The organism is Williamsia sp. Y712, assembly GCF_059445525.1.
Genome location: NZ_JCAIUN010000003.1, coordinates 46607 through 70179, shown reverse-complemented (window position 1 = coordinate 70179; position 23573 = coordinate 46607). Strand labels below are relative to the sequence as shown.

Genomic DNA, 23573 nt, shown 5'->3' with positions numbered 1-23573 from the left:
CATGCGTGCGGATAAGCCCTACTCCGACCGGCCGGCTCCGCTGACCCGGCGCGAACTGATGACTCTCACGCGCGAGCGGCCATCGCACCCCTTCACCAACATGCGCGAGATCGCCAAGACCAGCCCCGGCAAACTGATGATCATCATGGCGGTCCTGATCATTTCCTGCGTCACGGTCGGCTGGTATGCCTCCGACACCCTCGACCAGCGCACCAGCACACTCGAAGTGATGATCGACGAGACCGAACCGCTGGCCGAGGCGTCGCAGGTGCTCTACAGCTCCCTGTCGATCGCCGATGCCGCCGCCAACACCGCGTTCATCTCCGGCGGCCTGGAACCGGCTGCGCTTCGGGCCAGCTACAACGACGCGGTGGCGACCGCCGCGAACGCCATGATCGAGTCCGTCAGCGGTACCGCCATGGACAACGCCCAGGTCCGGCAAGACCTGACCACCCTCTCGACGCAACTGCCCGTCTACACGGGCCTCATCGAGTCGGCTCGGATCAACAATCGCCTGGGCAATCCGGTCGGATCGGCGTACCTGGGCGAGGCGTCGAACATGATGCAGGAGACCATCCTGCCCGCCGCCGAACGTCTGTACACCGAACGCTTCGAAGCGATCGGCGACGCACGGACCAACTTCACAAGCCCACCCTGGGGTGTCTATTTCGCCCTGACTCTCGTCTTGGCCGCGCTGATCGCCACCCACCTCTACATCGCGCGTCGCAGCCGACGGCGTTTCAACATCGGACTGCTCGTGGCCATCGGATGCCTGGTGATCGGGTTGATGTGGTTGCTGATCGGCGGGCTTCTGTCGGTGAAGGCGACCAGCGATGCCGAAAAACTCGGTGCGGCTCCCCTCGGCGAGCTCACCTCGGCCCGGATCCTCACCCAGCAGGCCCGATCGGACGAAACGCTCTCGCTCGTCCGACGCGGCGATCAGCAAGACATCGAGGCGAGCTGGACCGAGGCCGCCAACCAGATCGACGTGGTGCTCGGCGAATACCTCGACGACGAGAGCAAGGACGTCGCGGAGGACTCCGTCGCCGACGCCCTCGATGCCCTGGCCCTGTGGCGCGACGCCCATGCAGCGATGCTCGAACGCACCAATGCCGGTGACTTCAACGGCGCCACCGCCATCGCCGTTGGCGACAACCCGGACGGTTCGGCGGCCGCATACAGCGCGCTCGACGACGCACTCGTCGACGGCATCACCCGCACCCGAGAAACCTTCCGCGACGACATCAACACCGCCCGGGTCGTGATCGGATACGCCGGACTGGGAATCCTGTTGCTGGGGATCGCCGCAGCCGTCGCGTCGGCGGTCGGCATCGCACCACGGATTCGGGAGTATCGATGACCACGCGACGCACGTTCCGTCCGGCGGCGGCCGCCGCCGTCATCGCGGTGAGCGCAGGCCTGCTCACGGGCTGCGTGCACGCCGCGGCACCACCGAATGATCCACCCTCGGCCACCGCAGCCTGGCCCAGCCCGGCCGGTGTCAGTACCGATGTCCCGGTGGAAGCACCACCGGCCACCGAATCCTGTGACTCCACCGCAAGCCTGGCTCCCGGACCCCTTCCGACGCCCGGACAGATGCCGGCAGGCAGCAGCATGGAAGCCATCTACAAACGCGGCTGGCTCAAAGTCGGCCTCGACATCGGTTCGAACCTGATCTCGTTCCGCGATCCGGTCAGCGGGACCATCGAGGGATTCGACGTCGACATCGCCAAGGAGATCGCACGCGGCATCTTCGGCGATCCCGAACGTATCGAGTTCCGGATCCTCAATTCCGACGACCGGATCAGCGCACTCAAAGACGGATCGGTCGACATCGTGGTCAAGACCATGAGCATCACCTGCGACCGGCTCGAAGAAATCGCCTTCTCCACGGTGTATTACGAAGCGTCTCAGCGCATACTGACAATGCGGAGCTCAGGCATCAACGGTGTTGCCGACCTGGCGGGCAAGAGGGTCTGTGCCGCGCGCGGCACCACCTCGATCGCCCGCATCCAGCAACGGGTTCCCGATGCCATCGTCGACACCGTGTCCACCTGGGCGGACTGCCTGGTGATGCTGCAGCAAGGTCAGGTGGATGCGGTCTCGACCGATGACGCGATCCTCGCCGGCATGGCAGCCCAAGATCCGTACGTCCACGTCGTCGGCCAGAGCCTCGGCGAGGAGCCGTACGGGATCGGCATCAACAAGGACGACGACGACATGGTGCGGTTCACCAACGGGATCCTCGAGCAGATCCGCAACGACGGGACCTGGTTCGAGATCTACAACAAGTGGCTCTCGATTCTGGGACCGAAATACTATCCGCCGCAACCCGAGTACCGGGATTAGGACACAAATCCGTTGACTGATCATCCTTCCTCCGACAAGACCCCTGAGGTCGGCACCCAAGCTGCCACCCTCCGGGATCTCGAGGTGGGTACGGAACCCTCCGGTGTCCGTCACGCCGAAGTCCCGACGCAGGCCGTCGGGGCTGACCCGGACTTCACCGAGCCGACCCTGCGCGCGCAGGTCGGCAGCCCGAGCCAGCCGAACCTCCTGATCCCCACCAGCCGGAGTTCTCGTAGTCGTCGGCGGATGGGCGGCGGCCTGGTGGACGTGCCGCGGATCCACGACATCGAACCGTTTGACGCCGTGATGGACGACGCCGTCATCCCCGAGGCAAACCGGTTGTGTTGGAAGTGTGGTCGCCCGGTGGGCAGGTCGTCGGGTCAGGGCCGTGGTCCGCTCACCGGCACCTGCAACAACTGCGGGGCCCGGTATTCGTTCGTCCCGGGGTTGAGCAAGGGGACGATGGTCGCAGATCAGTACGAGATCGTCGGAGCCATCGCCTATGGCGGCCTCGGCTGGATCTATCTGGCCATCGACCACAACGTCTCCGACCGGCCAGTGGTCCTCAAGGGACTGCTGAACTCGAAAGACTCTCAGGCACAGGCCGTTGCGCTGGCAGAGCGCCAGTTCCTGGCTTCGGTCTCACACCCCGGGATCGTCAAGATCTACAACTTCGTCGAGCATCCCGATGTCGGCGACAACACCTTCGGCTACATCGTGATGGAGTACATCGGCGGTAGCACGCTCAAGGACATCACGTCCGCCGAGGACGAATCCGGTTCACACCGAAAGCAACTACCGCCGGAACAGGCGATCGCGTACCTGCTCGAGGTCCTGCCCGCCGTCACCTATCTCCATTCGGTCGGACTGGTGTACAACGACATCAAACCCGAGAACATCATGATCGGCAGCGAAGACGTCAAACTCATCGACCTCGGAGCTGTCTCCCGGATCAACGGTTACGGTCACCTCTACGGGACCCCCGGATTCCAGGCACCCGAGATCGTCAAAACCGGCCCGCAGGTCGCGACAGACATCTACAGCCTCGGACGCACGCTGGCTGTCCTCACCGTCGACATGCCGATGGACAAGGGCCGTTACCTCGATGGGCTTCCGGACCCCGCGGATGTGCCGCTGTTCCAAGAGAATCCGTCATTCCATCGACTGTTGCAGCGCGCCACGAACCCCGATCCCACCCAGCGATTCGCTTCCGCGGACGAGATGGCAGGCCAGCTCCTCAACGTGTTGCGTGAGACCGTTGCGGCCCACACCGGCATTCCCCGGCCCGGGTTGTCGACGGTCTTCAGTCCCCAGCGAACAACTTTCGGCACCGAGATGATGCTCGCACCGGTGGACGGCATCCTCGAACCGGTCCGCACCAGAAGGAGTCTGGACACGATCGACATCGTCGCGGCCCTTCCGGTCCCGCTTGTCGACCAGTCGGATCCGGCTGCCGGGCTACTCAACTCGACGGTGTTGTCGGAGCCGACCCAGACACTCGACTCGATCCGCAGCGCGCGTGAAGGTGGCCTGTCGTCGGTCATCGGCACCGACCCGTCCGATGATCATCCATCCCGAGAGATCGACCTCATCGAGGCCCGCGCGTACCTCGAGCTCGGCGAAGCGCAAACCGCCCTCAATCTCCTGCACGACGCGACCGAACACCACGGAAAGTCCTGGCGCACAGACTGGTTCATCGGGCTGGGAACCTTGTTGACCGGCGATGTCCCCACTGCGCACGATCGCTTCAACGGCGTCCTTTCCGCAATGCCCGGTGAGGCTGCGCCCAAACTCGCCGTCGCCGCCACCGCCGAACTGATGGGCAACCACGACGTTGCACTGCACCACTACCGGACGTTGTGGCAGACCGACCGCGCCATCATCACCGCCGCGTTCGGCCTCGCGCGGATGCGGTTTGCGAAGGGCGACATCCCCGGTGCCGTCAAGGCGCTCGACGATGTGCCACCCACCAGCCGCCACTACAACGCCGCCAACTGCACCTCGGTACTGACCCTGGTCCACGGCCGCGACCCCGCCGAGGTCTCCGAAGACCAATTGCGGGAGGCTGCACGGCGACTCGAGATGATGTCGGACGCCGAGCCCCGCAAGCAACGACTGGTGATCCTGGTCCTGGGCATCGCACTCGGCTGGATCCATCGCCGTCCGGACCAATCCCCCACCGACGCATCCGCGCGGGGTGACATCCTCGGCTATCCGTTCAACGACCACGGACTGCGGGTCGGCTGCGAACAGTCACTGCGCCGACTCGCCCGCAGCACGGTCAACCGCACCCAACGCTTCCGGCTGGTCGACCTGGCCAACTTCGTTCGGCCACATACGTTGTTCTGAGCGCGGCTCCGGGCCCAACGCCACTCCGGCGAGTCAACAGGTCAGCACGGCAAGACAACCCGCGGCGAGGTGAGCGTCCACCCCGAGGAGCACCGTCAGAGGTCGAGCCAGCATCGGCTTGGTCAGCGCATCCCAGTGATGGCTGAGACACCGTCCGCTTGGACGAGGCCGGGAACGGAACGATGGCTTCGTTGGAGGTCAGGAACTCGAGCGCTTACGGGGTTCTGCTATTGAGCAGTGTCGACCAAGTCGGCGACGGCATGGACGACAGATCCATGCACTTGGGAAAGTACCGACGCAGAGAGATAGGTGCGGCGCCGCGTCCCCATGGTGAGGGACCCTTCAAAGAGATGAAGGTTTCCATAGTTCTGATCACTAACAGTGTTGTGTAACAATAGAATTCGCTACTCGAACACTTGTGCGATGAGGTTTCGGCGGGTATTCTTGAGCCATGGACCTCGGGGGAGATGTTCGCCAGAATCTCAGATCTGGCAGGGGGTGCGGCTGTGGTCGCTGGTGATGACATCGCGTTGTCGTCGCGGGTTGTGACGGTGATTCGTCTCAACCACGTTGTGGAGCAGGTTCTTTTCCGTTTGGTCGGTGAGGTCGATCGGCGTCGGATCGCGCAGAAGAAGGGCGTGGGGTCCACAACCAAGCTATTACGGGACGCCGGTATGGCGCCGACGGTCGCGCACCGGTACGTGCGAGTAGGTAAGGCGCTCAGTGAGATTCCGTCGATTGCCGGTTACGGAATCGACGGACGACTATCCGGTGAGCATGTGGATGCAATCGTGAAGGGCCTCCATCACATTGAGCGCCGCAACCCACACCTTCCCGATGCTGACCGGTCCGACTGTGAACGCGGACTGCTGACCGAAGCGTTGATGGGCACACCGGCGGCAGTGTCGGCGCGGGCACGATCTATGGCTATCGCGTTGTCGCCGCCGGACAAAGAGATCCCGGATGCGGAAAACCACGATCTGAATGAGTTGTCATTCGGGACCGGTGATGACGGCCGCACCCACGGCACCCTGGATCTGGACAGTCTGCTCGGCGAAAAACTGGCGGTGGCGCTCGATCCACTGTGCAGACCGGTACCCGAACCCGACGGCTCACCGGATCCGCGGAGCACGGGCCAAATCCGGGCTGATGCACTGGAACGACTGCTCGATTCGTATTTCGATCAGGAAGACCGACCTACCCGCGGCGGGGCGAAACCGCATGTGACGGTGACAGTCTCACCCGAATATCTGCAACAGTTGCAGCTGCGGGGTATCCCGGGTGCCAAACCGTCGGCTTCAACTCCCTCATTCGAGTGGACTGGTCCAGCGTCAGCGCCCACCGCGCAAATGGTGGCCTGCGATTCGGTCATCACCAAAATCCTGCTCGACAGCGACGCCGTACCGCTCGATGTCGGACGCGACCAACGCACCGTCACACCGGCGATCCGCAAAGCGTTGATCGCCCGGGATCAGGGCTGCGCTTTCCCGGGTTGTGGCTGCGCTGCGGGCTACACCGACGCCCACCACATCGACTTCTGGCGCAACGGCGGTACCACCAGCCTGACCAACATGGTGCTGCTCTGCCGGCGCCACCACCGCTACATCCACCACCAGGGCTGGACCGTGTTCCCAGGTCGAGACGGACATCCCTGGTTCATCGCACCGGGCAGCACAATCGAGCTGCGATCCCACGCCCGCCGCACCCTGACCACCGAACTCACCGCCGCTTAGGCAGCGAGACACCGAACCGCAACACCGAGCAACACAGGTTGAAACCTGTGTGTACTGCATGCTCTTTGAAAACTACATAGTGGTCCGGGGGTTGCCCTCAACCCGCGAACACCCGGAACGGCCGCAGAACCAGCTGGCCGCTTTCTTTGAGTCTCATCTGGATGTCGATCCGGATCTCCTCGTCCGAAACGGCACCGATCACGCCTGATACGGAGAGTTCCGCGGGGACGCCGTCCAACACCACAACGGGTTTGACGAACCTGGTCTCGTACCGGAGGAATCGCTGCGGCTGGTCTTCGAGCCATCGCATCACGTGCCCGACCCCAATCCCGACCGTCAGCATGCCATGCGCCACCGGGCCGGCCAAACCGACTGCAACAGCGACCTTTTCGTCGACATGGATCGGGTTGTCGTCCTTCGAAGCCCGCGCGTAGGCACGGATTCTCTGCTGGTCGATTGTCTCGGACACATTGAACAGCTCGGTTCCGACCGTGAGATCGCTCATACGGCAGCCTCGGTTTCGCAGATCAATGCCGAGTTGACCCGGACGATCTCCTGCCCATCCAGGTCGGTGACCAGCGACAGGATCTCGAATTGTGTGACCGATGCCCGCGCGCGCACGCTGGTCACCGTCACACTGGTTTTCACAACGTCTCCGGCCTTCAAAGGCCTTGTATAGATCGTTGTTTCGGCGGTATGGACCACTCCGGCGACGGGCATGTCGCCACTACCCAGGAACGACTTGATCGCGGGCTCCAAGACCACGTTGACGAAACTCGGCGGTGCTTCGCCGGAGACGGCAGGCGGTCCCCCGATCACCGCCACCACCGCGTCGATCCCCGACTGTGTCACCTCGTATGGTGACTCCGGCGAGACCTGCGCGCCTTGAACGATCATGAAAGTGCCTCCACTGATTGCCGCGCGATCGCGAGCTCTTCGTTGGTCGGAACCACAAGCACGGTCACCGCGGAATCATCGGTTGAAATGATCCTCGGCTCACGGCTTCTGGCAGCATTGCGTTCGGCATCGATCACGATGCCAAAGTTTTCGAGCCCGGCCATGGAGTCCGCACGAACCCTGACCGAGTTCTCCCCCACGCCCGCGGTGAACACTATCGTGTCGGTTCGGCCCAACGTCACCATGTAGGCGCCGATGTATTTGCGCAACCGGTGAATATAGACGTTGTAGGCAAGTGTCGCGTCCGGGTCGCCCTCTTCAACCGATTGGGTGATCGCACGGAAGTCGTTCTCCCCACACAAACCCTTCAACCCCGACCGCCGATTGAGCACCGAGTCGATGTCACCGACATCCAGTCCCGCCGCGCGCTTGAGGTACATGAGCACGCCCGGGTCGATGTCACCGCTTCGCGTCCCCATCACCAGACCTTCGAGCGGGGTCAATCCCATCGACGTCTCGACCGGCTTGCCGCCCGCGATGGCAGATGCCGATGCACCGTTACCCAGATGCAGCACAATCTGATTGAGACTCTCCAGCTCGACACCCAAGAACTCGGCGGTCCGCGACGACACATACTCGTGTGATGTGCCGTGGAATCCATACCTGCGGATGTTGTGCTCGAGCGCCAACTTCCGGTCGATCGCATATGTGGCCACATGCTCGGGGAGTCCGTGGAAGAACGCCGTGTCGAACACGACCACGGAGGGCACCTCGGGCAACAGCCTCCGGATCGCTTCGATCCCCAGGAGATTCACCGGGTTGTGCAGCGGGGCCATGTCTTCGAGCCCCTTGATGGCTTCGATCAGATCTTCGTCGACCACGGTCGGCCGATAGAAGTCCGGCCCACCATGAACCACCCGGTGTCCCACCGCGGTGATGCCCTCGGATACCAGGTCATGCCCGGAGTCCTTGAACAGTGCGAACGCCTTGGACAGCCCGTCCTGATGGTCGACGACTTCACCGACGTATTCGTTGCGAACATCGCCGCGGACAAGCAGCACCCGTCCCTGTGACTCCCCGATGCGTTCCACCACACCCTGGGCCACCACAAACCCCGAATCCGGCTGCACGAGCTGATACTTCAGAGAAGAGGAACCAGCATTGAGCACCAGGACGGTTTCGTTCTCACTCACCGGCGATCCCCTGTGCCTGGATCGCAGTGATCGCAACCGTGTTGACGATGTCTGACACCAAGGCTCCTCGCGACAAATCATTGATCGGCTTACGCAACCCTTGTAAGACCGGACCGACAGCCACGGCATTGGCGCTGCGCTGAACGGCCTTATAGGTGTTGTTGCCCGTGTTGAGATCCGGGAACACCAGCACGGTGGCCCGCCCCGCGACCGCGGAATCGGGCATCTTCGCACTCGCAACGGCCAGGTCGACCGCGGCGTCGTATTGAATCGGCCCTTCCATCAACAGTTCCGGCGCCCGCTGCCGGGCCAGGCGGGCGGCCTCGCGCACCTTTTCCACATCGGCGCCACTGCCGGATTCGCCAGTGGAATACGACAACAGGGCAACCCGTGGTTCGATCCCGAACTGGGCCGCCGTAGCCGCAGACGAGATCGCGATGTCGGCCAACTGTTCGGCGGTCGGGTCCGGGATCACCGCACAATCACCATATGCCAGAACATGATCGGCGAGGCACATGAAGAACACACTCGACACCGTCGAAATACCCGGAGCCGTCTTGATGATCTCGAACGCGGGCCGGATGGTGTGGGCGGTGGTGTGCACCGCACCCGACACCATGCCGTCCGCGTAACCGAGATGCACCATCAGGGTGCCGAAATACGATACGTCCTTGACAATGGTGCGGGCCCGCTGCGGGTCCATCCCCTTGTGTTTGCGCAGCTCGGTATAGACCGCACTGAACTCGTCGAGCAGGTCGGACGTCGTCGGATCGATCACAACCACGTCGGACAGGTCGACCCCGAGCTCCGCCGCCCGATCACGCACCGCCCGTTCGTCACCCAGGATCGTCAGGTCTGCCACTTGCCTGCGCAGCAGGCGCCCGGCGGCGCGCAGGATCCGATCGTCACCGCCTTCGGGCAGGACGATCCGTTTGCGGAACTTACGAGCGCGCGAAATCAGCTGATACTCGAACATCTGCGGTGTGACGACCTCGGGAATCGGTAGCTGGAGCTTCTCCAGCATCGCAACCGCGTCCACGTGCGCTTCCATGAGGTTCAAGGCGATGTCGATCTTTCGAGCCGAATCGACGTTCATCCGGGCGCGGGCATGTACTGCAGCCCTTGCTGTTTCGTAGGTTCCCTGTTCGCAGCAGAAGATGGGTAACGCAGAGTTGAGGCCTTCGACCAGAGCGGCGATCTTGGGGTGGGGTTTGAGACCGCCGTTGAGGATGATGCCGGAGAGCTTCGGGAAACCATCGGCCGCGTTGGCCGCCACCAGAGCGAGCAGCACGTCGGAGCGGTCGGCAGGCGTGATCACGGCCATCCCTTCCGTGAGACGTTCGAGGATGTGCTCGACGGTCATCCCGCCGACCATCACCTTCACGGCCTCCCGGCCGAGCAATTCCGGATCGCCACTGTACATTTCGCCGTCGAGTTCGGACATCAACTCGGCAACCGTCGGCGCGACGAGTAGGGGGTCCTCCGGCAACGCCCAGGAGGGCAGCCCGGTGGCCAGCTCGAGTGCGGCCCTCACCTCCTCCAACCGGTTCGGCGCGCAGCGGTTGGCGATCAGTGCGACGGCCTGCGCGTGGTTGGCCGACAACTCCGCCAGACACAGCTCGGCCAGGGACACCACCTCGTCTTCGGTGCGGTAAGCCGCCTTGAGCGCCAACAGCATCGGCGTCTGCAGGTTCGCTGCGATGCGCGCGTTGAAACTCAGTTCCGAGGGGCTCGCGACATCGGTGTAGTCGGAACCGACGACCAGGACCGAATCGCAACGTTCTGCCACCGCGTGAAACCTGTTCACGATCTCGCTGAGGGCGGCATCAGGATCGGTGTGTACCTCCTCATAGGTCACGCCGATACAGTCTTCGTAGCTCAGATCACTGGAATCGTGTTCGATCAGCAGTTCCAGGATGTAATCGCGCTGACCGGAGTTCGTCCGGGAAATGGGACGGAACACCCCGACCCGCCCACCCGAGGCCGCCAGCAGATGCAGCACCCCCAGCGCCACTGTCGACTTGCCCGTGTCGCCTTCAGGCGATGCCAGGTAGATACTGTTCGACGTTGAAGCGCCCATGAGGTCAGCCTAGACCCGGCCGGCCTGCGCTATTCGACCGCTCGGACCGTGGAGCGCACAACCATCTCCGCGACATCCCGATCTGACATCGCACTTCCGGGAATCAGCATGTAGGAGTACACAACCCGGACCATGAACTCCGTGGCCCGGCGCGCGTCGGGGATGAGCGCGGCCTCCAACTCGGGTTCGGCGGTGAAATTACCGACACTGTTCGCAACGATGATGTCGACGATGGTGGTGGCCGCGTCACGGTCAGGCCCACGGGCGACGATCGTGGCAATGATCTCTTCGGGCTCATTGCGCAGAATGTATTGCAGCGCTTCGTGTTCCCTGATGTACGCGAGGACGTTGACCACCATCGTCGACACCTTGGCCGGCGGGTCGGTCTCCGAGGCGATCCAGCCCGCGATCAGATCACCGAGGCTCTTGACCTCGCGTTCGACGATCGCCTGCACCAACTCGTCGCGGCCCCCGAACATCCGGTATGCGGTTGCCCGGCCGACACCGGCGTGCCGCGCCACCGATGTCAGGCTCAGCGCCCTGGCGCCGAAACGCTCCACGACGGCGATGGCGACGTCGACCATCCGATCTCGTTCCATACCCCTGAGATTAGGAGGTCACGGCGGGTTCTGGCGATTGCGCACCGGCTCGACCGCGGCGGCGGCTGATCGCCACACCGGCCAGCGCCATCGCGCCTCCGACCAATCCGAGCAGGGTCGGGACCTCGCCGAGGAAGATCCAGGACAGGACGATCGCGATCGCCGGCACCGCCAGCGTGGTGGCCGCCATCTTCCCCGCATCGGTCCGCGAGAGCGCATATGCCCAGGTGAGAAAAGCAATGGCGGTGGGTCCAACGCCCAGGAAGACAACTCCCGCGATCGCTCCGGCCGATGCCTCGGACAACTCCGAGACGGCCTGCGGAGCAAACGAGATGGTGGCGAGGAGTCCGGCAAGACAGCCCACCCAGGTCGCGGTGATGGCATCGACTGTGCGGAGCGCCACCTTCTGCATGAGCACACCGATCGCGTAGAGCACAGCCGTGATCAGCCCCAGGATGATCCCCAACCTGTCGTTGTTACTGCCCCCGGACCCACCGAGCGCGATGAGGAGGACCCCGGAAAATGCCACCAGGATGCCGATCACCAGTTGGCGCGGAAAACCTTCGCCGAAGAACAGACCGGCGAACACCGCCACCAGGATCGGCGCGAAGTTCACCAGCAACGCCGCGGTCCCGGCATCGAGATGCTGCTCGGCCCAGTTGAGCAGCACCGTGTAACCCGCGAACCACACCAGTCCGTAGCCGACGACCAGCAACAATCCCTTGCCGCGGGGAAGCGGGCGGCGGTAGCGCAGCGCGATGATCACCAGGACCGCCGAGCCGACACCCAGCCTTGTCACGGTCATCGGTCCCGGGGAAAGCGTCTCCCCCACAAACCGGATGACAACGAACGCCGACGCCCAGAGCAGGACAGTCACCGCGGCCGCCACCACGGCCAGGTTGTTCGCCAGTGCTGCCTTCACGATGTGCCTGCTTTCATGGCTTCTACCTTCACCCACGAAACCCGTAAGCACAAGTAAATTCTCCTTGTTGTCACTTCAGTGCAGCTGTACATTGAGGAGATGTTGGATGTCCATCGCCTGCGAATCTTCCGTGCCGTGGTGGCTGCCGGTTCGATCAACGAAGCGGCCACAGCACTCGGCTACACCCCGTCCGCGATCAGTCAGCACCTGACGGCGCTGCAGAAAGAGACCGGCCTGACCCTGATGGAGAAGGACGGCCGCGGCATCAAACCCACCGCGGTCGGGCTGACGGTCGCCGACGAGGCCGCACAGGTTCTCGAGCGCCTTGCCGAACTCGAATCCCTGATCGCGGATTTGCGCTCGGGCCGGGTCGGCGGTCTGTCGGTGAGCTACTTCTCTTCGGCAGGCGCCGCCTGGATCCCCCCGATCATCGCGGCCCTTACTCGCGAATACCCCGACCTGCGAGTCGATCTGCGGCTGGTCGAGCTGGCGCACGACAGCTCGGGTGACCCTGACGTCGAGATCTATGTCGAGGGCGCCGCGTCCACGTCGCTGCGCGGTTACGACGTCCAACAACTACTCGCCGAGCCCTACGTGGTGGTGCTGCCGGACGATCACCCACTCGCCCGACGCGAACACGTCGACCTCGGTGCCCTGCGTGACGAGCGGTGGGTCGACAACGACGTCTCCCGCGGGCCGTGCAGACAGGCGATCCTCGATGCCTGCTCGGTGGTCGGCTTCAGTCCCGGGTTCCACATCGAGACCCACGATTATCCGACCGCGATCAGTTTTGTCGCGGCCGGCATCGGGGTCACGGTCCTGCCATCACTCGGCGCCGGGACGCTGCCGGCCGGCGTGGTGAGCCGCCCGCTTGTCAACCCGACACCGATGCGCACCATCTCGGTGCGCACCCGGCAGGCCGTGCGCGGCAACCCTGCCGTCCAGCGGATCATCGAGCTACTGCGCGAGCGCGTCGCAACTCCGGTGGCGGCCTGACCCACGCAGACCGTTGCAAGTGTGGTGAGGTGACTCATGGCCGACAACCAAGTAACTCAGGCAGTGGACAAAGCCACCGACAGCAACCTGTTCGAACGGGCCGCGCGCGGCGGCCACGTCGTCAGCGGGATCCTGCACCTACTGATCGCCTACATCATCCTGCGACTGGCCTTCGGGTCCGGCGGTAGTGCCGACCAATCGGGCGCTCTCGCCCAATTCTCCGGCAAACCCGGCGGCACCCTGGTGCTGTGGATCGCCGTCGTGGCATTCGTGGCGATGGCGCTGTGGCGCGTCGCGGAAACAATCGTGGGTCCGCACGCCACCGAACCCGGAAGCGGCGACTCCGGTGTCTCCGGGCTCTTCGACCGTGCGAAGTCGGCCAGCGTGGCCGTTGTCTACTTCGGGTTCGCCATCTCGGCGGTACAGTTTGCCCGCGGTAGCGGTCAATCGAGCGGCAAGCAGAACGCGGGCCTGTCGGCGCGGTTGATGGAGAACACTGCAGGCAAGACACTGCTCGTCGTGGTCGGACTGATCATCATCGCCGTCGGCGGCTATCACATCTACAAAGGCGTGACCAAGAACTTCCTCGACGACCTCAAGATCACCGACAACAAGGTGGTCACCCCACTCGGGATCGTCGGTTACACCGCGAAAGGTCTGGTCCTGGTGGGCGCAGGCGTCCTCGTGATCGTGGCGTCCGTCAACTCGGATCCGTCCAAGGCCACCGGCATCGACGGGGCCGTCAAGACCCTCGGCGACGCACCGTTCGGCCAGTTCTTGATGGTCGTGGCGGCATTCGGGATCGCCGCCTACGGGCTCTACAGCTTTGCGATGGCACGCTACTCCCGCATGTAAACCCCGAAAGTGTGCCCTTTTGGCGGACCCCACCTGGGGTTTTGTTCGCCAAAAGGGCACATTTTCGGTGTCAGGGGGTGGGGTCAGCCCAGCTTGCGGAGGCGGGGTTCGAGATCCTTCTGGAAGTTGGTGAGGAATCGCGCCTGGTCGTGTCCGGGGGCGTGGAACACCAGGTGGTTGAGGCCCGCATCGGTGTACGCCTTGACCTTCTCGACGGCTTCGTCGGGATCGGAGGCGACGATCCAGCGCTTGGCGACCTGCTCGATCGGCAGTTCGTCGGCCAGACGCTCCATCTCGGTCGACGAGTTCACGCTGTGCTTCTGCTCCGGTGTCAACGACAGCGGTGCCCAGAAGCGGCAGTTCTCCAGGGCCAGCTCCGGATCGGGGTCGTACGAGATCTTGATCTCGATCATCCGGTCGATGTCCTCGAAGTTGCGCTCGGCTTTCTCCGCGCCTTCCTTCACCGACGGGATCAGCTTCTCGGTGTAGAGCTCCATGCCCTTGCCCGAGGTGCAGATGAAGCCGTCGCCGCTACGACCTGCGTACCGCGCCACCACCGGACCACCGGCTGCGATGTACACCGGGACCGGCTGCTCAGGAATGTCATACATGTACGCGCCCTGCGTCTTGTAGTACTCACCGTCGAAGCTGACCTCTTCGCCGGTCCACAACTCGCGCATCAACTTGACCGCCTCACGCAACCGCGCAAAACGTTCCTTGAACTCGGGCCATTCACCCTGAAATCCGGTGGCGTATTCGTTGAGCGCTTCACCGGTGCCGACTCCGAGCATGATGCGGCCCGGGTACATGCACGCCATCGACGCGAAGGCCTGCGCGATCACCGCGGGGTTGTACCGGAAGGTCGGTGTCATCACCGAGGTGCCGATCTGAACCCGTTTGGTCCGCTCGCCCACCGCAGCCATCCAGGCCAGCGAGAACGGGGCATGGCCGCCGTTGTGGCGCCACGGCTGGAAATGGTCCGACACCGCAACCGAATCCATGCCGTGCTCTTCTGCGGCCACCGCGATCTCGACCAACTCACGAGGATTGAACTGTTCCGCCGAAGCCTTGTATCCGAGTCGCAAAACCACCGTGTCTCCCTTGATAACTATGTGCACCGTTGATTCCAGTTGACCACAACCCGCCGGCGGAAGCATCCGCCGGCCGATCAGCACCGCACTTCAGCTGCGGTTTGACTTCAAGTGAACTTGAACTCCTACAGTTGATGACATGAGCATGGAGTCAGTTGCCTGGAACACGATGTACCGGTCGGCGAACGGGCCCGACCTCGACCGCGAGAAACAACGAGGGAACCGCGGCGTGACGGTGCGCCGGATCATGACATTTGCCTCGCCACATCGTGGCAAGCTGACCGTCTTCATGATCCTCAGCGTGGTGGTCGCGGTCCTGACCGTCCTGACTCCGGTCCTGGCCGGGCAGGTGGTCAACCACATCGTCGACGGCGGTATGGCCTCAACGGTGGTGTGGCTGTCGGTCCTGATCGCGCTGATCGCGCTCGCCGAGGCCGCGGCCGGACTCGTGGTGAGCTGGCTGTCGTCCAGCATCGGCGAGGGTCTGATCTACGACCTACGCCGGGCGGTGTTCGACCACGTTCAGAAGATGCCGGTCGCGTTCTTCACGCGGACCCGCACCGGGGCCCTGGTGAGTCGCCTCAACAACGACGTCATCGGCGCGCAGCGGGCGTTCTCCGACACTCTCTCCGGAGTGGTGTCCAACATCGTCACGCTGACGCTGACCGTCGCGGTGATGATGTCGATCAGCTGGCAGATCACCCTGCTGACACTGGTCCTGCTGCCTCTGTTCGTCGTCCCGGCCCGGCGCATGGGTAAGCGGATGCAGGCATTGTCTCGAGAGGCCGCCGAGTACAACTCGCTGATGTCCACCCAGATGACCGAGCGGTTCTCGGCTCCGGGCGCCACCCTGGTGAAGTTGTTCGGACGCCCCGATCACGAATCGGATGAGTTCTCCATCCGCGCCGACAAGGTGCGGGCCATCGGAGTACGCCGTTCATTGGCCCAGAGCATCTTCGTCACCTCGCTGACACTGGTCTCGGCACTGGCGCTCGCGCTGGTCTACGGGCTGGGCGGCTACCTCGCGGTCAACGGTCATCTCGACGCAGGCGCCGTGGTGTCGTTGGCCTTGCTGCTGACCCGGATGTACGCGCCGCTGACCGCACTTGCCAACGCCCGGGTCGAGATCATGAGCGCCGTGGTCAGTTTCGAGCGTGTTTTCGAGGTCCTCGACCTCCCACCGCTGATCACCGACAAGGACGACGCCGTTACCGCACCTTCGGGCCCACAATCGCTGACCTTCGACAACGTCCGGTTCGCATATCCATCAGCCGACAAGGTCTCGTTGGCTTCACTCGAAGAAGTCGCGATCCTGGACACCCGCGGCGGCGACCAGGTCATCCACGATGTGTCGTTCACCGTGCCACCGGGAAAGATGGTGGCCCTCGTCGGCAGTTCCGGCGCCGGGAAATCGACCGTTGCCCAACTGGCCACCCGCCTGTACGACGTTGACGGAGGTTCGATCCGGCTGGGCGGCACAGATATTCGGGACATCGAGAGCGGATCGCTGCACCGCTCGATCGGACTGGTGACCCAGGACGGACACCTGTTCCACGAAACTGTCCGCCAGAATCTGCTGTTCGCCAGCCCCGACGCCTCCGAACAGGAGATCTGGGACGCGTTGCGTCGCTCTCGGCTCGACGGCCTGGTGGCGAGTCTGGCCGACGGCCTCGACACCGTTGTCGGAGAACGGGGATACCGACTGTCCGGCGGCGAGCGTCAGCGCCTGACCATCGCGCGATTGCTCCTGGCACAACCGTCCGTGGTGATCCTCGACGAGGCGACAGCCCACCTCGACTCCACGTCGGAAGCCGCGGTGCAGGAAGCGCTGGGCGAAGCACTCGCCGACCGGACATCAGTGGTGATCGCTCACCGCCTGTCGACCATCCGGGCGGCCGACGAGATACTCGTCTTGGAAGAGGGCCGCGTGGTCGAACGCGGCACGCACCTCGAACTGCTTGCGCGTGGTGGGCGTTACTCCGAGCTGTATCGAACCCAGTTCTCGGACAACAACTCCGCGCCGGTCAAGTGAATACGGCCACCCCTCAGGGCCGTACACCTGCCTGGGCGAATCCCTTCAGCGCAAACTTGTTGTAGCGGACTGTGGCGGGCAGCTTCCGGTAGATCGGATCGATGGCCCGAACGGCGGCGCAGAACCGCCGGTAGTTGCGTTCCTTGCGGTCACTCCACGGCAGGTCCAACTGCCGGCGTGAGCGTTCCGGCAGACCCCCGGTGGTGATGAATGCCGCAACAGGATTGACGATCGGCGAGATCACCTTCCAGACAACGGGTTTCATACCAGGAGGCAGCGGGTAGCCCTTGGTGACGAAACCGACGCCGTAGCGCGCGGTCTTGTGCGGTACGAGTACCTCGTCGACCATGTGATCCCAGTACGCAACGAAGTCGGCGTACGTCGCCGGAACCGGCCGTTCGCTGACACCGTAACGGCGATACCAGGTGACCGACTCGGCATAGATCTGCTCTTTTTCGGCGTCGGTGAGCTTCTTGATGAACCGGTCGGTCGCCGTCAGGACGATGTCGACAAACGTCGCATGTGCCCAGTAGTAGGTCTCGGGATTGAGCGCGTGGTACCGCTCCCCGCCGGGCATCTCACCCTTGATGTTGACGTGGAAGTCACGAACCGTCGGTCCGGCACTCGAACCCTCCGGCGAATAGACGGTGCCGTAGATACCCGGCAGCGAGCGCTTGACGCGAGCAAACGGGTCGTCGAAGAACACCGAATGTTCCAGGACCGCCTGTCCGAGTTCGGGCAGCATGTTCTCGAGCACGCCCGGTCGTGGACCCAGCAACGTCACCCGGCTGTCCCCGAAGTAACGCCAGGTCAGCGAGCCGGGGCCCAAGGGTGCGCCGACGAGCTCCGGGCGCGCATCGTCGGCCTCCGGCGCGGCGGCCGTCGTGTCGATTGCGTCGGTCATGAGGTCGACGGTAGCAGCAATGGAACAGATTCGGAAGATTGTGCCAACGTACGGCTAGCCGGTCCCCCGCAGGTGGGTGCGCCCGCTTCGTGCGGCCGCCGCAACGGCATCCTTGGCGAACCGCGCCGTCCTCGCGATGGCCCGACGTGCTTCCGGATGGCGCCCCGCCAGCGCGGGAAATGCGTGAACCTGCCAGGCATAACTGTGCATCTGCACCTTCACGCCGGCCGCGGTCAGTGACTCCACCAGTTCGAGCGCGTCCGGCTCGAGCATCTCGCCTTCGGCAGTGACGACGATGGTCGGCGGAAAGGCCACCGGCGACACGTCCACGATCCGGCGGGCCCCGTCGAATTCGATCGGCCCCCTGTCGAACTGCGGCCGGAGCGCGGCAAGTTTGCGAATCGGGAGGTATGCGTCGCTACGACTCGAGCGGTCGGGATTGGCGCCGAGATCGAGATCGAGGAACGGCGAATACCCGATATACGCGGTGGGAGATGGCACTCCGTCACGGTGGGCCAGCTCGACGATCTTGCCCGCGAGGAACCCACCGGCCGAATCACCCGCCACAACAACGTGTTTGAACCCGCGTTCGGTCACCAGTTCCAGGTAGGCCTGATAGGCATCGGCGACGGAGGTTCCGACGCCAGCCTCCGGAAGTTGCCGGTACGCAACCGAATACACGGGCAGGTCGACGTGCTCGCACAGCTTCCCGGCGACCGCCCGATGCGTGGCCAGGCCACACACGACGAGCGCCCCACCGTGCAGATAGAGCACGGCCGCCGCTTCATCGCGACCACTCGGGCGGGCGGGTACCGACAGTTCCACCGGTCGGCCTGCCAAGGTGATCTGCTCGCGCACCACAGACTTTCCCTTCGGACCCAGGGCGAAGATCTCATCGATGAGGTAGAGCGGCCGCAGCCCAAGGGCCCCGATGGGCCAGAGCGCGAGAGTGGGCTTCACAAAGAGCCGCGAACCCATCCAGATCGGGTACGACCGCAGGCTCGGTCGTGCATGTCTAGTCACCGACATCTGAAGTCCCCTTCGTCATGACCAGGGCATATCGTCTTGGACAGTGAATTTTAGACAAAGATTTCGTGAAGTTACACCTACCACTCCGTAGTTGGGTCGACCTGAGTACCTCACGCGAGGGGCTGATGTGGTCTCGTTGCATCGCATGTCCATGACCGGGCTGCAACACTTGTTCGGAAAACGTGGAGAGAAAGGCCCTTGGTGACAGCTCCAACCCTCGCGCAATTCAGCAGATCTGCGCAGGCGCCAACCGCACGGACCCTCATCGATGTATTGACCGAAACCGCGTCACTACATCCGGATGCACCGGCCATCGATGACGGCGACACGATTCTCACGTACGCCGAACTCATGGATCTGGTCGATGAAGGTGCGGCCTGGCTCGGCACGCGTGGGATCGGACACGGTGATCGTGTCGGAATCCGCATGCCGTCGGGGTCACGCGAGCTGTACCTGGCAATCCTTTCGACTCTGGCGGCCGGTGCGGCCTACGTGCCCGTCGACGCGGACGATCCGCCCGAGCGGGCCACCCTGGTGTTCGGTGAGGCCGGTGTGGCGGCGGTCCTCGGCGCCGAGGGCCTGCGCTGGCCGGCCGATCTCGGGCTCTCCCGTGGCGAGGGTGTCGAAAACCCGACCCCACCGACCATCGAAGACGACGCCTGGATCATCTTCACCTCCGGATCCACCGGCACACCCAAAGGTGTGGCTGTCACCCATCGCAATGCAGCGGCGTTCGTCGACGCCGAGGCATTGATGTTCTTGCAGGACGAACCACTCGGTCCCGGCGACCGGGTGCTCGCCGGGTTGTCGGTGGCCTTCGACGCGTCCTGCGAAGAAATGTGGCTGGCGTGGCGGTACGGCGCCTGCCTGGTCCCCGCGCCACGATCGCTGGTGCGTTCGGGCATGGACCTCGGGCCGTGGCTCGTTCAGCGTGACATCACCGTTGTGTCCACGGTCCCGACGCTCGCCGCACTCTGGCCTCCAGAGGCCCTCGAAGCCGTCCGGCTGCTGATCTTCGGCGGCGAGGCCTGCCCACCCGAACTCGGCGAGCGGCTGGCGGTCGACGGCCGCGAGGTGTGGAACACCTACGGCCCCACCGAGGCGACCGTGGTGGCCTGCGCCGCCCAACTCGACGGAAGCCAGCCCGTCCGAATCGGACTGCCACTGGCCGGCTGGGATCTGGCCGTGGTCGACGGCGAACAGAAGCAGGTCGACTTCGGCGAGGTCGGTGAACTGGTGATCGGTGGCGTCGGACTCGCCCGTTATCTGGATCCGGTCAAAGATGCCGAGAAGTTCTCGCCGATGGAGACCTTGGGCTGGGAACGCGCGTACCGCAGCGGCGACCTGGTCCGGTTCGAGGCCGAAGGCCTGGTGTTCATGGGCCGCGCCGACGATCAGGTCAAGGTGGGCGGGCGGCGCATCGAACTCGGCGAGGTCGACAACGCCCTGCAGCATCTGCCCGGAGTCGCCGGCGCCGCCGCGGCCGTCCGGAAATCGGCGGCAGGCAATTCGTTGCTGGTCGGCTATCTCGTCTCGACCGATCCCGACTTCGACGTGGATCGCGCCCGGGATCAACTCACCGAACGGCTGCCGGCTGCCCTGATCCCGCGACTGGTACTCGTGGACGAACTGCCCACCCGGACATCTGGCAAGGTCGACCGCAACGCGCTGCCGTGGCCGCTGCCGTCCGGCGATGGCGAGCCCGACACCGGTGACCTCAGCGCGACCGAGGCCTGGTTGGCCGGGCATTGGGCAACAGTGCTCGGTGTCGGCATCACCAACGCGAAAGCCGACTTCTTCTCCGAGGGTGGCGGGTCGCTCGCGGCCGCCCAGCTGGTGACCGTCTTGCGCCAGCGGTTTCCCACCGTCACCGTCGCCGACCTCTACGACCACCCCCGGCTGGGTTCGCTGGCGCAGATGCTCGACGACCTCAACCCGGGCGCGGTTGTCGAGCCCCGGATCGTCGAACCGACGCCCCGCCGGACCGGACTGGCCCAGATCGCGCTGTCCGTACCGCTGACGACCTTGACCGGTCTGCAGTGGGCGACCTGGCTGGCCATCGCGAACAACGTCCTGTCGGCGGCCTTCGACTCGTCCTGGATCCATCCGATCAACTGGTGGATCGTCCTCGCCGCCTTCATCATCTTCATCACCCCGCTGGGCCGGATGCTGACCGCCGCGGCGGGCATCCGGCTGTTGCTGGCCGGGGTCCGCCCCGGTGATCATCCCCGCGGCGGGTCGGTGCATCTGCGGCTGTGGATCGCCGAGCGCCTGACCGAGGCCAGTGGTGCCGCGAATCTCTCCGGCGCGCCCTGGATGATCTATTTCGCACGTTCGCTCGGCGCCCAGATCGGGCATGGCGTCGACATGCACACGTTGCCACCGGTGACGGGCATGATCACACTCGGCGACGGCTGCTCGGTGGAACCCGAGGTCGACCTGTCCGGTTGGTGGATCGACGGCGACGTCGTCCACATCGGTGAGATCGAGATCGGTGCCGGCACCAGTGTCGGTTCGCGGTCAACCCTGTTGCCGGGAGCCAGGATTGGCGCAGGCGCCGAAATCGCGCCGGGTTCCGCCGTGATGGGCCGGGTCAAGGACGGTCAACGCTGGGCCGGTTCGCCTGCGGTCAAGACCGGTAAGGCCCAGCGCCCCTGGCCGGAGGAACGGCCTGCCAGGCGCAGCTACTGGGTGCCGATCTTCGGGGTGTCGTCGGTGTTGCTGGCCGGGGTTCCGCTGGTGTCCTTGGCTGCCGGTCTGACGGTCATCGGGACCTGGGCAGGCGGCGCCGACGACCTCGAGTCGGTGACGCTGCGTGCGATGGCATTGCTTCCCGCCGCGACTCTGCTGAGCCTGCTGGTGTTCGCGGTGCTCACCGTGGTCCTGGTGCGGTTGCTGTCGATCGGCATGCAGAAGGGCTATCACCCGGTGCGCTCCCGGGTCGGTTGGCAGGTCTGGGCCACCGAGCGGTTGATGGACTCGGCCCGGACCTTCCTGTTCCCGCTGTACGCCTCACTGCTGACGCCGGTGTGGTTCCGGATACTGGGCGCCGACATCGGCAAGGGCACCGAGATCTCCACCGCCCTGGTGATCCCGAAGTTCACCACGGTCGGCGACGGTGCGTTCCTGGCCGACGACACCATGGTCGCGTCCTACGAACTCGGTGGCGGGTGGATGCACATCGACGAGGCCAAGGTCGGTAAACGCGCCTTCCTCGGCAACTCCGGCATGACCGGGCCCGGCCGTAAGGTCCCGAAGAACTCCCTCGTGGCTGTCCTGTCGGCCACACCGAGCAAGGCGAAATCGGGATCGAGTTGGTTGGGCAGTCCGCCGGTGCGCCTGCGCCGGTCCGCGGCCCAAACCGACACCTCCCGGACGTTCGATCCACCGACCAAACTGAAGATCGCCCGCGCGACCGTCGAGACGATGCGACTGATCCCGGTGATGGTCAGCTTCGGCCTTGGCCTGCTGGTGCTGATCGCCCTGCAGTACGTCGTGATCGAGACCAACTATTACGTGGCGGCCCTCGTCAGCGGGCTCGTGCTGCTGATCGCCGGTGCCGCTGCCTGCTGTATCGCGGCCGCCGCCAAATGGACTGTGGTCGGCCGTATCCGGGCCACCGAGTATCCGCTGTGGAGCTCGTTCGTCTGGCGCAACGAACTCTCGGATGCCTTTGTGGAAACGGTCGCCGCCCCCTGGTTCGCGAACGCAGCCACCGGAACACCCATCCTCAACGTCTGGCTGCGGATGCTCGGCGCCCACATCGGCAAGGGCGTCTGGTGCGAAACCTATTGGCTGCCGGAAGCCGACCTGGTGACCCTCGGCGACGGCGCCACCGTGCAACGCGGCTGTGTTGTCCAGACCCACCTCTTCCATGACCGGGTGATGGCCATGGACGAGGTCGTCTTGGGGCCCGGCGCCACGCTCGGACCACACTGCGTCGCGCTCCCGGCCTCCGGACTGGGCGCGGGCGCCACCGTCGGTCCCGCCTCACTCGTCATGCGCGGCGATGTTGTTCCCGATTCCACCCGCTGGCAAGGGAATCCGATCGCACCGTGGAACCCGTGATCGCGCTACACCTTGTTTCGGCGCCGTCGGCTCATCAGGTAGCCGTCGGCTCCGACGCGGCCGGTATCGGCGAGCCCGACGGCGACCAGGCCTGCGATCAGGGCGAGCGGCAGTTCATAGCCGTCGTCGTAGTTCCAGAACCCGTTGTCGATGTGGGCGTAGAAAATCGCGCCGATCATGTCGGCGATCAGCAACAACGACACCAATGGCGTCAGCACACCCAGGATGAGCAGGATGCCACCACCGAATTCGACCAGTGCGGAGTACCAGGCCGCTGCGGCAGGCCACGGGATGTCCAGCGACTTGAAGTACGCCTCGGTGGCATCGATTCCGTTGGTGTGCAACTTCTGCCACCCATGGAAGATGAAGATTATGCCCAGGATCACACGTGCGACCAGGGATGCGAAACTTCTCGATGTACCCATGACTATGGTCCTTGTCCTCGGGAAAAAGTACGTCGACTTCAGCGGCTATCT

At 64.3% G+C, this 23573-nt stretch carries 18 protein-coding genes; 8 read left to right on the top strand and 10 right to left on the bottom strand.

Going from position 1 to position 23573, the window contains the following annotated elements; all coding sequences use genetic code 11:
• Window position 1: 1 nt before the first annotated feature.
• The 4 genes from AC1D75_RS19550 to AC1D75_RS19535 all read left to right on the top strand — a co-directional run bounded on the left by AC1D75_RS19550 (window position 2) and on the right by AC1D75_RS19535 (window position 6431).
• Entirely contained in the window at window positions 2-1360 is a 1359-nt protein-coding gene (locus AC1D75_RS19550) for a GlnX family signal transduction membrane protein (RefSeq protein ID WP_495517655.1), read from the top strand.
• Entirely contained in the window at window positions 1357-2349 is a 993-nt protein-coding gene (locus tag AC1D75_RS19545) for a glutamate ABC transporter substrate-binding protein (RefSeq protein ID WP_495516992.1), read from the top strand. Before AC1D75_RS19550 ends, AC1D75_RS19545 begins: the two co-directional genes overlap by 4 nt.
• 12 nt (window positions 2350-2361) lie before the next feature.
• Complete coding sequence (locus AC1D75_RS19540; RefSeq protein ID WP_495516991.1) at window positions 2362-4698, top strand: serine/threonine-protein kinase; 2337 nt, start codon at window positions 2362-2364, stop codon at window positions 4696-4698.
• Window positions 4699-5165: 467 nt separating this feature from the next.
• Window positions 5166-6431 (top strand): HNH endonuclease signature motif containing protein, encoded by a 1266-nt coding sequence (locus AC1D75_RS19535; RefSeq protein WP_495516990.1) that lies wholly within the window; start codon window positions 5166-5168, stop codon window positions 6429-6431.
• Window positions 6432-6528: 97 nt separating this feature from the next.
• Here the strand turns inward: AC1D75_RS19535 and AC1D75_RS19530 are convergent, their stop codons facing one another.
• The 6 genes from AC1D75_RS19530 to AC1D75_RS19505 are packed head-to-tail and all read right to left on the bottom strand — an operon-like array spanning window position 6529 to window position 12122.
• Window positions 6529-6936, bottom strand: a complete 408-nt coding sequence (locus tag AC1D75_RS19530) for a MaoC/PaaZ C-terminal domain-containing protein (RefSeq protein WP_495516989.1) — start codon at window positions 6934-6936, stop codon at window positions 6529-6531.
• Window positions 6933-7328, bottom strand: a complete 396-nt coding sequence (locus tag AC1D75_RS19525; RefSeq protein ID WP_495516988.1) for an FAS1-like dehydratase domain-containing protein — start codon at window positions 7326-7328, stop codon at window positions 6933-6935. Before AC1D75_RS19525 ends, AC1D75_RS19530 begins: the two co-directional genes overlap by 4 nt.
• The gene (locus AC1D75_RS19520) at window positions 7325-8521 is read right to left on the bottom strand and encodes an acetate kinase (RefSeq protein ID WP_495516987.1); all 1197 of its coding nucleotides are present in this window, start codon (window positions 8519-8521) and stop codon (window positions 7325-7327) included. The genes AC1D75_RS19525 and AC1D75_RS19520 overlap by 4 nt, the downstream gene beginning before the upstream one ends.
• Window positions 8514-10601, bottom strand: coding sequence for a phosphate acetyltransferase (gene pta / locus AC1D75_RS19515; protein WP_495516986.1), 2088 nt, complete (start codon window positions 10599-10601; stop codon window positions 8514-8516). Before pta ends, AC1D75_RS19520 begins: the two co-directional genes overlap by 8 nt.
• Window positions 10602-10630: 29 nt before the next feature.
• Window positions 10631-11200: a TetR/AcrR family transcriptional regulator gene (locus AC1D75_RS19510; protein ID WP_495516985.1), complete on the bottom strand. Its 570-nt coding sequence runs from the start codon at window positions 11198-11200 to the stop codon at window positions 10631-10633.
• A 10-nt stretch (window positions 11201-11210) separates the two neighbouring features.
• Window positions 11211-12122 carry a DMT family transporter gene (locus tag AC1D75_RS19505; RefSeq protein ID WP_495516984.1) on the bottom strand — a complete coding sequence of 304 codons (912 nt, stop codon included), beginning with the start codon at window positions 12120-12122 and terminating at the stop codon, window positions 11211-11213.
• Between the two features lie 99 nt (window positions 12123-12221).
• Between AC1D75_RS19505 and AC1D75_RS19500 the strand changes: the two genes are divergently transcribed.
• Window positions 12222-13118: a LysR family transcriptional regulator gene (locus AC1D75_RS19500; RefSeq protein WP_495516983.1), complete on the top strand. Its 897-nt coding sequence runs from the start codon at window positions 12222-12224 to the stop codon at window positions 13116-13118.
• A 36-nt stretch (window positions 13119-13154) separates the two neighbouring features.
• Window positions 13155-13973 carry a DUF1206 domain-containing protein gene (locus AC1D75_RS19495; protein ID WP_495516982.1) on the top strand — a complete coding sequence of 273 codons (819 nt, stop codon included), beginning with the start codon at window positions 13155-13157 and terminating at the stop codon, window positions 13971-13973.
• A gap of 83 nt (window positions 13974-14056) precedes the next feature.
• On the opposite strand, the gene fgd is transcribed toward AC1D75_RS19495, so the two are convergent.
• Window positions 14057-15064 (bottom strand): glucose-6-phosphate dehydrogenase (coenzyme-F420), encoded by a 1008-nt coding sequence (gene fgd, locus AC1D75_RS19490; RefSeq protein WP_495516981.1) that lies wholly within the window; start codon window positions 15062-15064, stop codon window positions 14057-14059.
• Between the two features lie 139 nt (window positions 15065-15203).
• Between fgd and AC1D75_RS19485 the strand changes: the two genes are divergently transcribed.
• Window positions 15204-17096, top strand: coding sequence for an ABC transporter ATP-binding protein (locus tag AC1D75_RS19485; RefSeq protein WP_495516980.1), 1893 nt, complete (start codon window positions 15204-15206; stop codon window positions 17094-17096).
• A 13-nt stretch (window positions 17097-17109) separates the two neighbouring features.
• Here AC1D75_RS19485 and AC1D75_RS19480 read toward each other — a convergent pair whose 3' ends face one another.
• Window positions 17110-18000 carry an oxygenase MpaB family protein gene (locus AC1D75_RS19480; RefSeq protein WP_495516979.1) on the bottom strand — a complete coding sequence of 297 codons (891 nt, stop codon included), beginning with the start codon at window positions 17998-18000 and terminating at the stop codon, window positions 17110-17112.
• A gap of 54 nt (window positions 18001-18054) precedes the next feature.
• Window positions 18055-19029 (bottom strand): alpha/beta hydrolase, encoded by a 975-nt coding sequence (locus tag AC1D75_RS19475; RefSeq protein WP_495516978.1) that lies wholly within the window; start codon window positions 19027-19029, stop codon window positions 18055-18057.
• A gap of 201 nt (window positions 19030-19230) precedes the next feature.
• Here AC1D75_RS19475 and AC1D75_RS19470 point away from each other — a divergent pair, with 201 nt between their 5' ends.
• Entirely contained in the window at window positions 19231-23097 is a 3867-nt protein-coding gene (locus AC1D75_RS19470; protein ID WP_495516977.1) for a Pls/PosA family non-ribosomal peptide synthetase, read from the top strand.
• A gap of 5 nt (window positions 23098-23102) precedes the next feature.
• Here the strand turns inward: AC1D75_RS19470 and AC1D75_RS19465 are convergent, their stop codons facing one another.
• Window positions 23103-23522, bottom strand: a complete 420-nt coding sequence (locus AC1D75_RS19465; protein ID WP_495516976.1) for a DoxX family protein — start codon at window positions 23520-23522, stop codon at window positions 23103-23105.
• Window positions 23523-23573: the final 51 nt, after the last annotated feature.

What these genes read in the sequence shown, in the direction of transcription:
- AC1D75_RS19525 (WP_495516988.1), bottom strand. Translation starts at nt 7,328, where the DNA reads ATGATCGTTCAAGGCGCGCAGGTCTCGCCGGAGTCACCATACGAGGTG.
- AC1D75_RS19535 (WP_495516990.1), top strand. Translation starts at nt 5,166, where the DNA reads ATGTTCGCCAGAATCTCAGATCTGGCAGGGGGTGCGGCTGTGGTCGCT.
- AC1D75_RS19485 (WP_495516980.1), top strand. Translation starts at nt 15,204, where the DNA reads ATGAGCATGGAGTCAGTTGCCTGGAACACGATGTACCGGTCGGCGAAC.
- AC1D75_RS19530 (WP_495516989.1), bottom strand. Translation starts at nt 6,936, where the DNA reads ATGAGCGATCTCACGGTCGGAACCGAGCTGTTCAATGTGTCCGAGACA.
- AC1D75_RS19495 (WP_495516982.1), top strand. Translation starts at nt 13,155, where the DNA reads ATGGCCGACAACCAAGTAACTCAGGCAGTGGACAAAGCCACCGACAGC.
- pta (WP_495516986.1), bottom strand. Translation starts at nt 10,601, where the DNA reads ATGGGCGCTTCAACGTCGAACAGTATCTACCTGGCATCGCCTGAAGGC.
- AC1D75_RS19475 (WP_495516978.1), bottom strand. Translation starts at nt 19,029, where the DNA reads ATGTCGGTGACTAGACATGCACGACCGAGCCTGCGGTCGTACCCGATC.
- AC1D75_RS19545 (WP_495516992.1), top strand. Translation starts at nt 1,357, where the DNA reads ATGACCACGCGACGCACGTTCCGTCCGGCGGCGGCCGCCGCCGTCATC.
- AC1D75_RS19550 (WP_495517655.1), top strand. Translation starts at nt 2, where the DNA reads ATGCGTGCGGATAAGCCCTACTCCGACCGGCCGGCTCCGCTGACCCGG.
- AC1D75_RS19480 (WP_495516979.1), bottom strand. Translation starts at nt 18,000, where the DNA reads ATGACCGACGCAATCGACACGACGGCCGCCGCGCCGGAGGCCGACGAT.
- AC1D75_RS19465 (WP_495516976.1), bottom strand. Translation starts at nt 23,522, where the DNA reads ATGGGTACATCGAGAAGTTTCGCATCCCTGGTCGCACGTGTGATCCTG.
- AC1D75_RS19510 (WP_495516985.1), bottom strand. Translation starts at nt 11,200, where the DNA reads ATGGAACGAGATCGGATGGTCGACGTCGCCATCGCCGTCGTGGAGCGT.
- AC1D75_RS19500 (WP_495516983.1), top strand. Translation starts at nt 12,222, where the DNA reads ATGTTGGATGTCCATCGCCTGCGAATCTTCCGTGCCGTGGTGGCTGCC.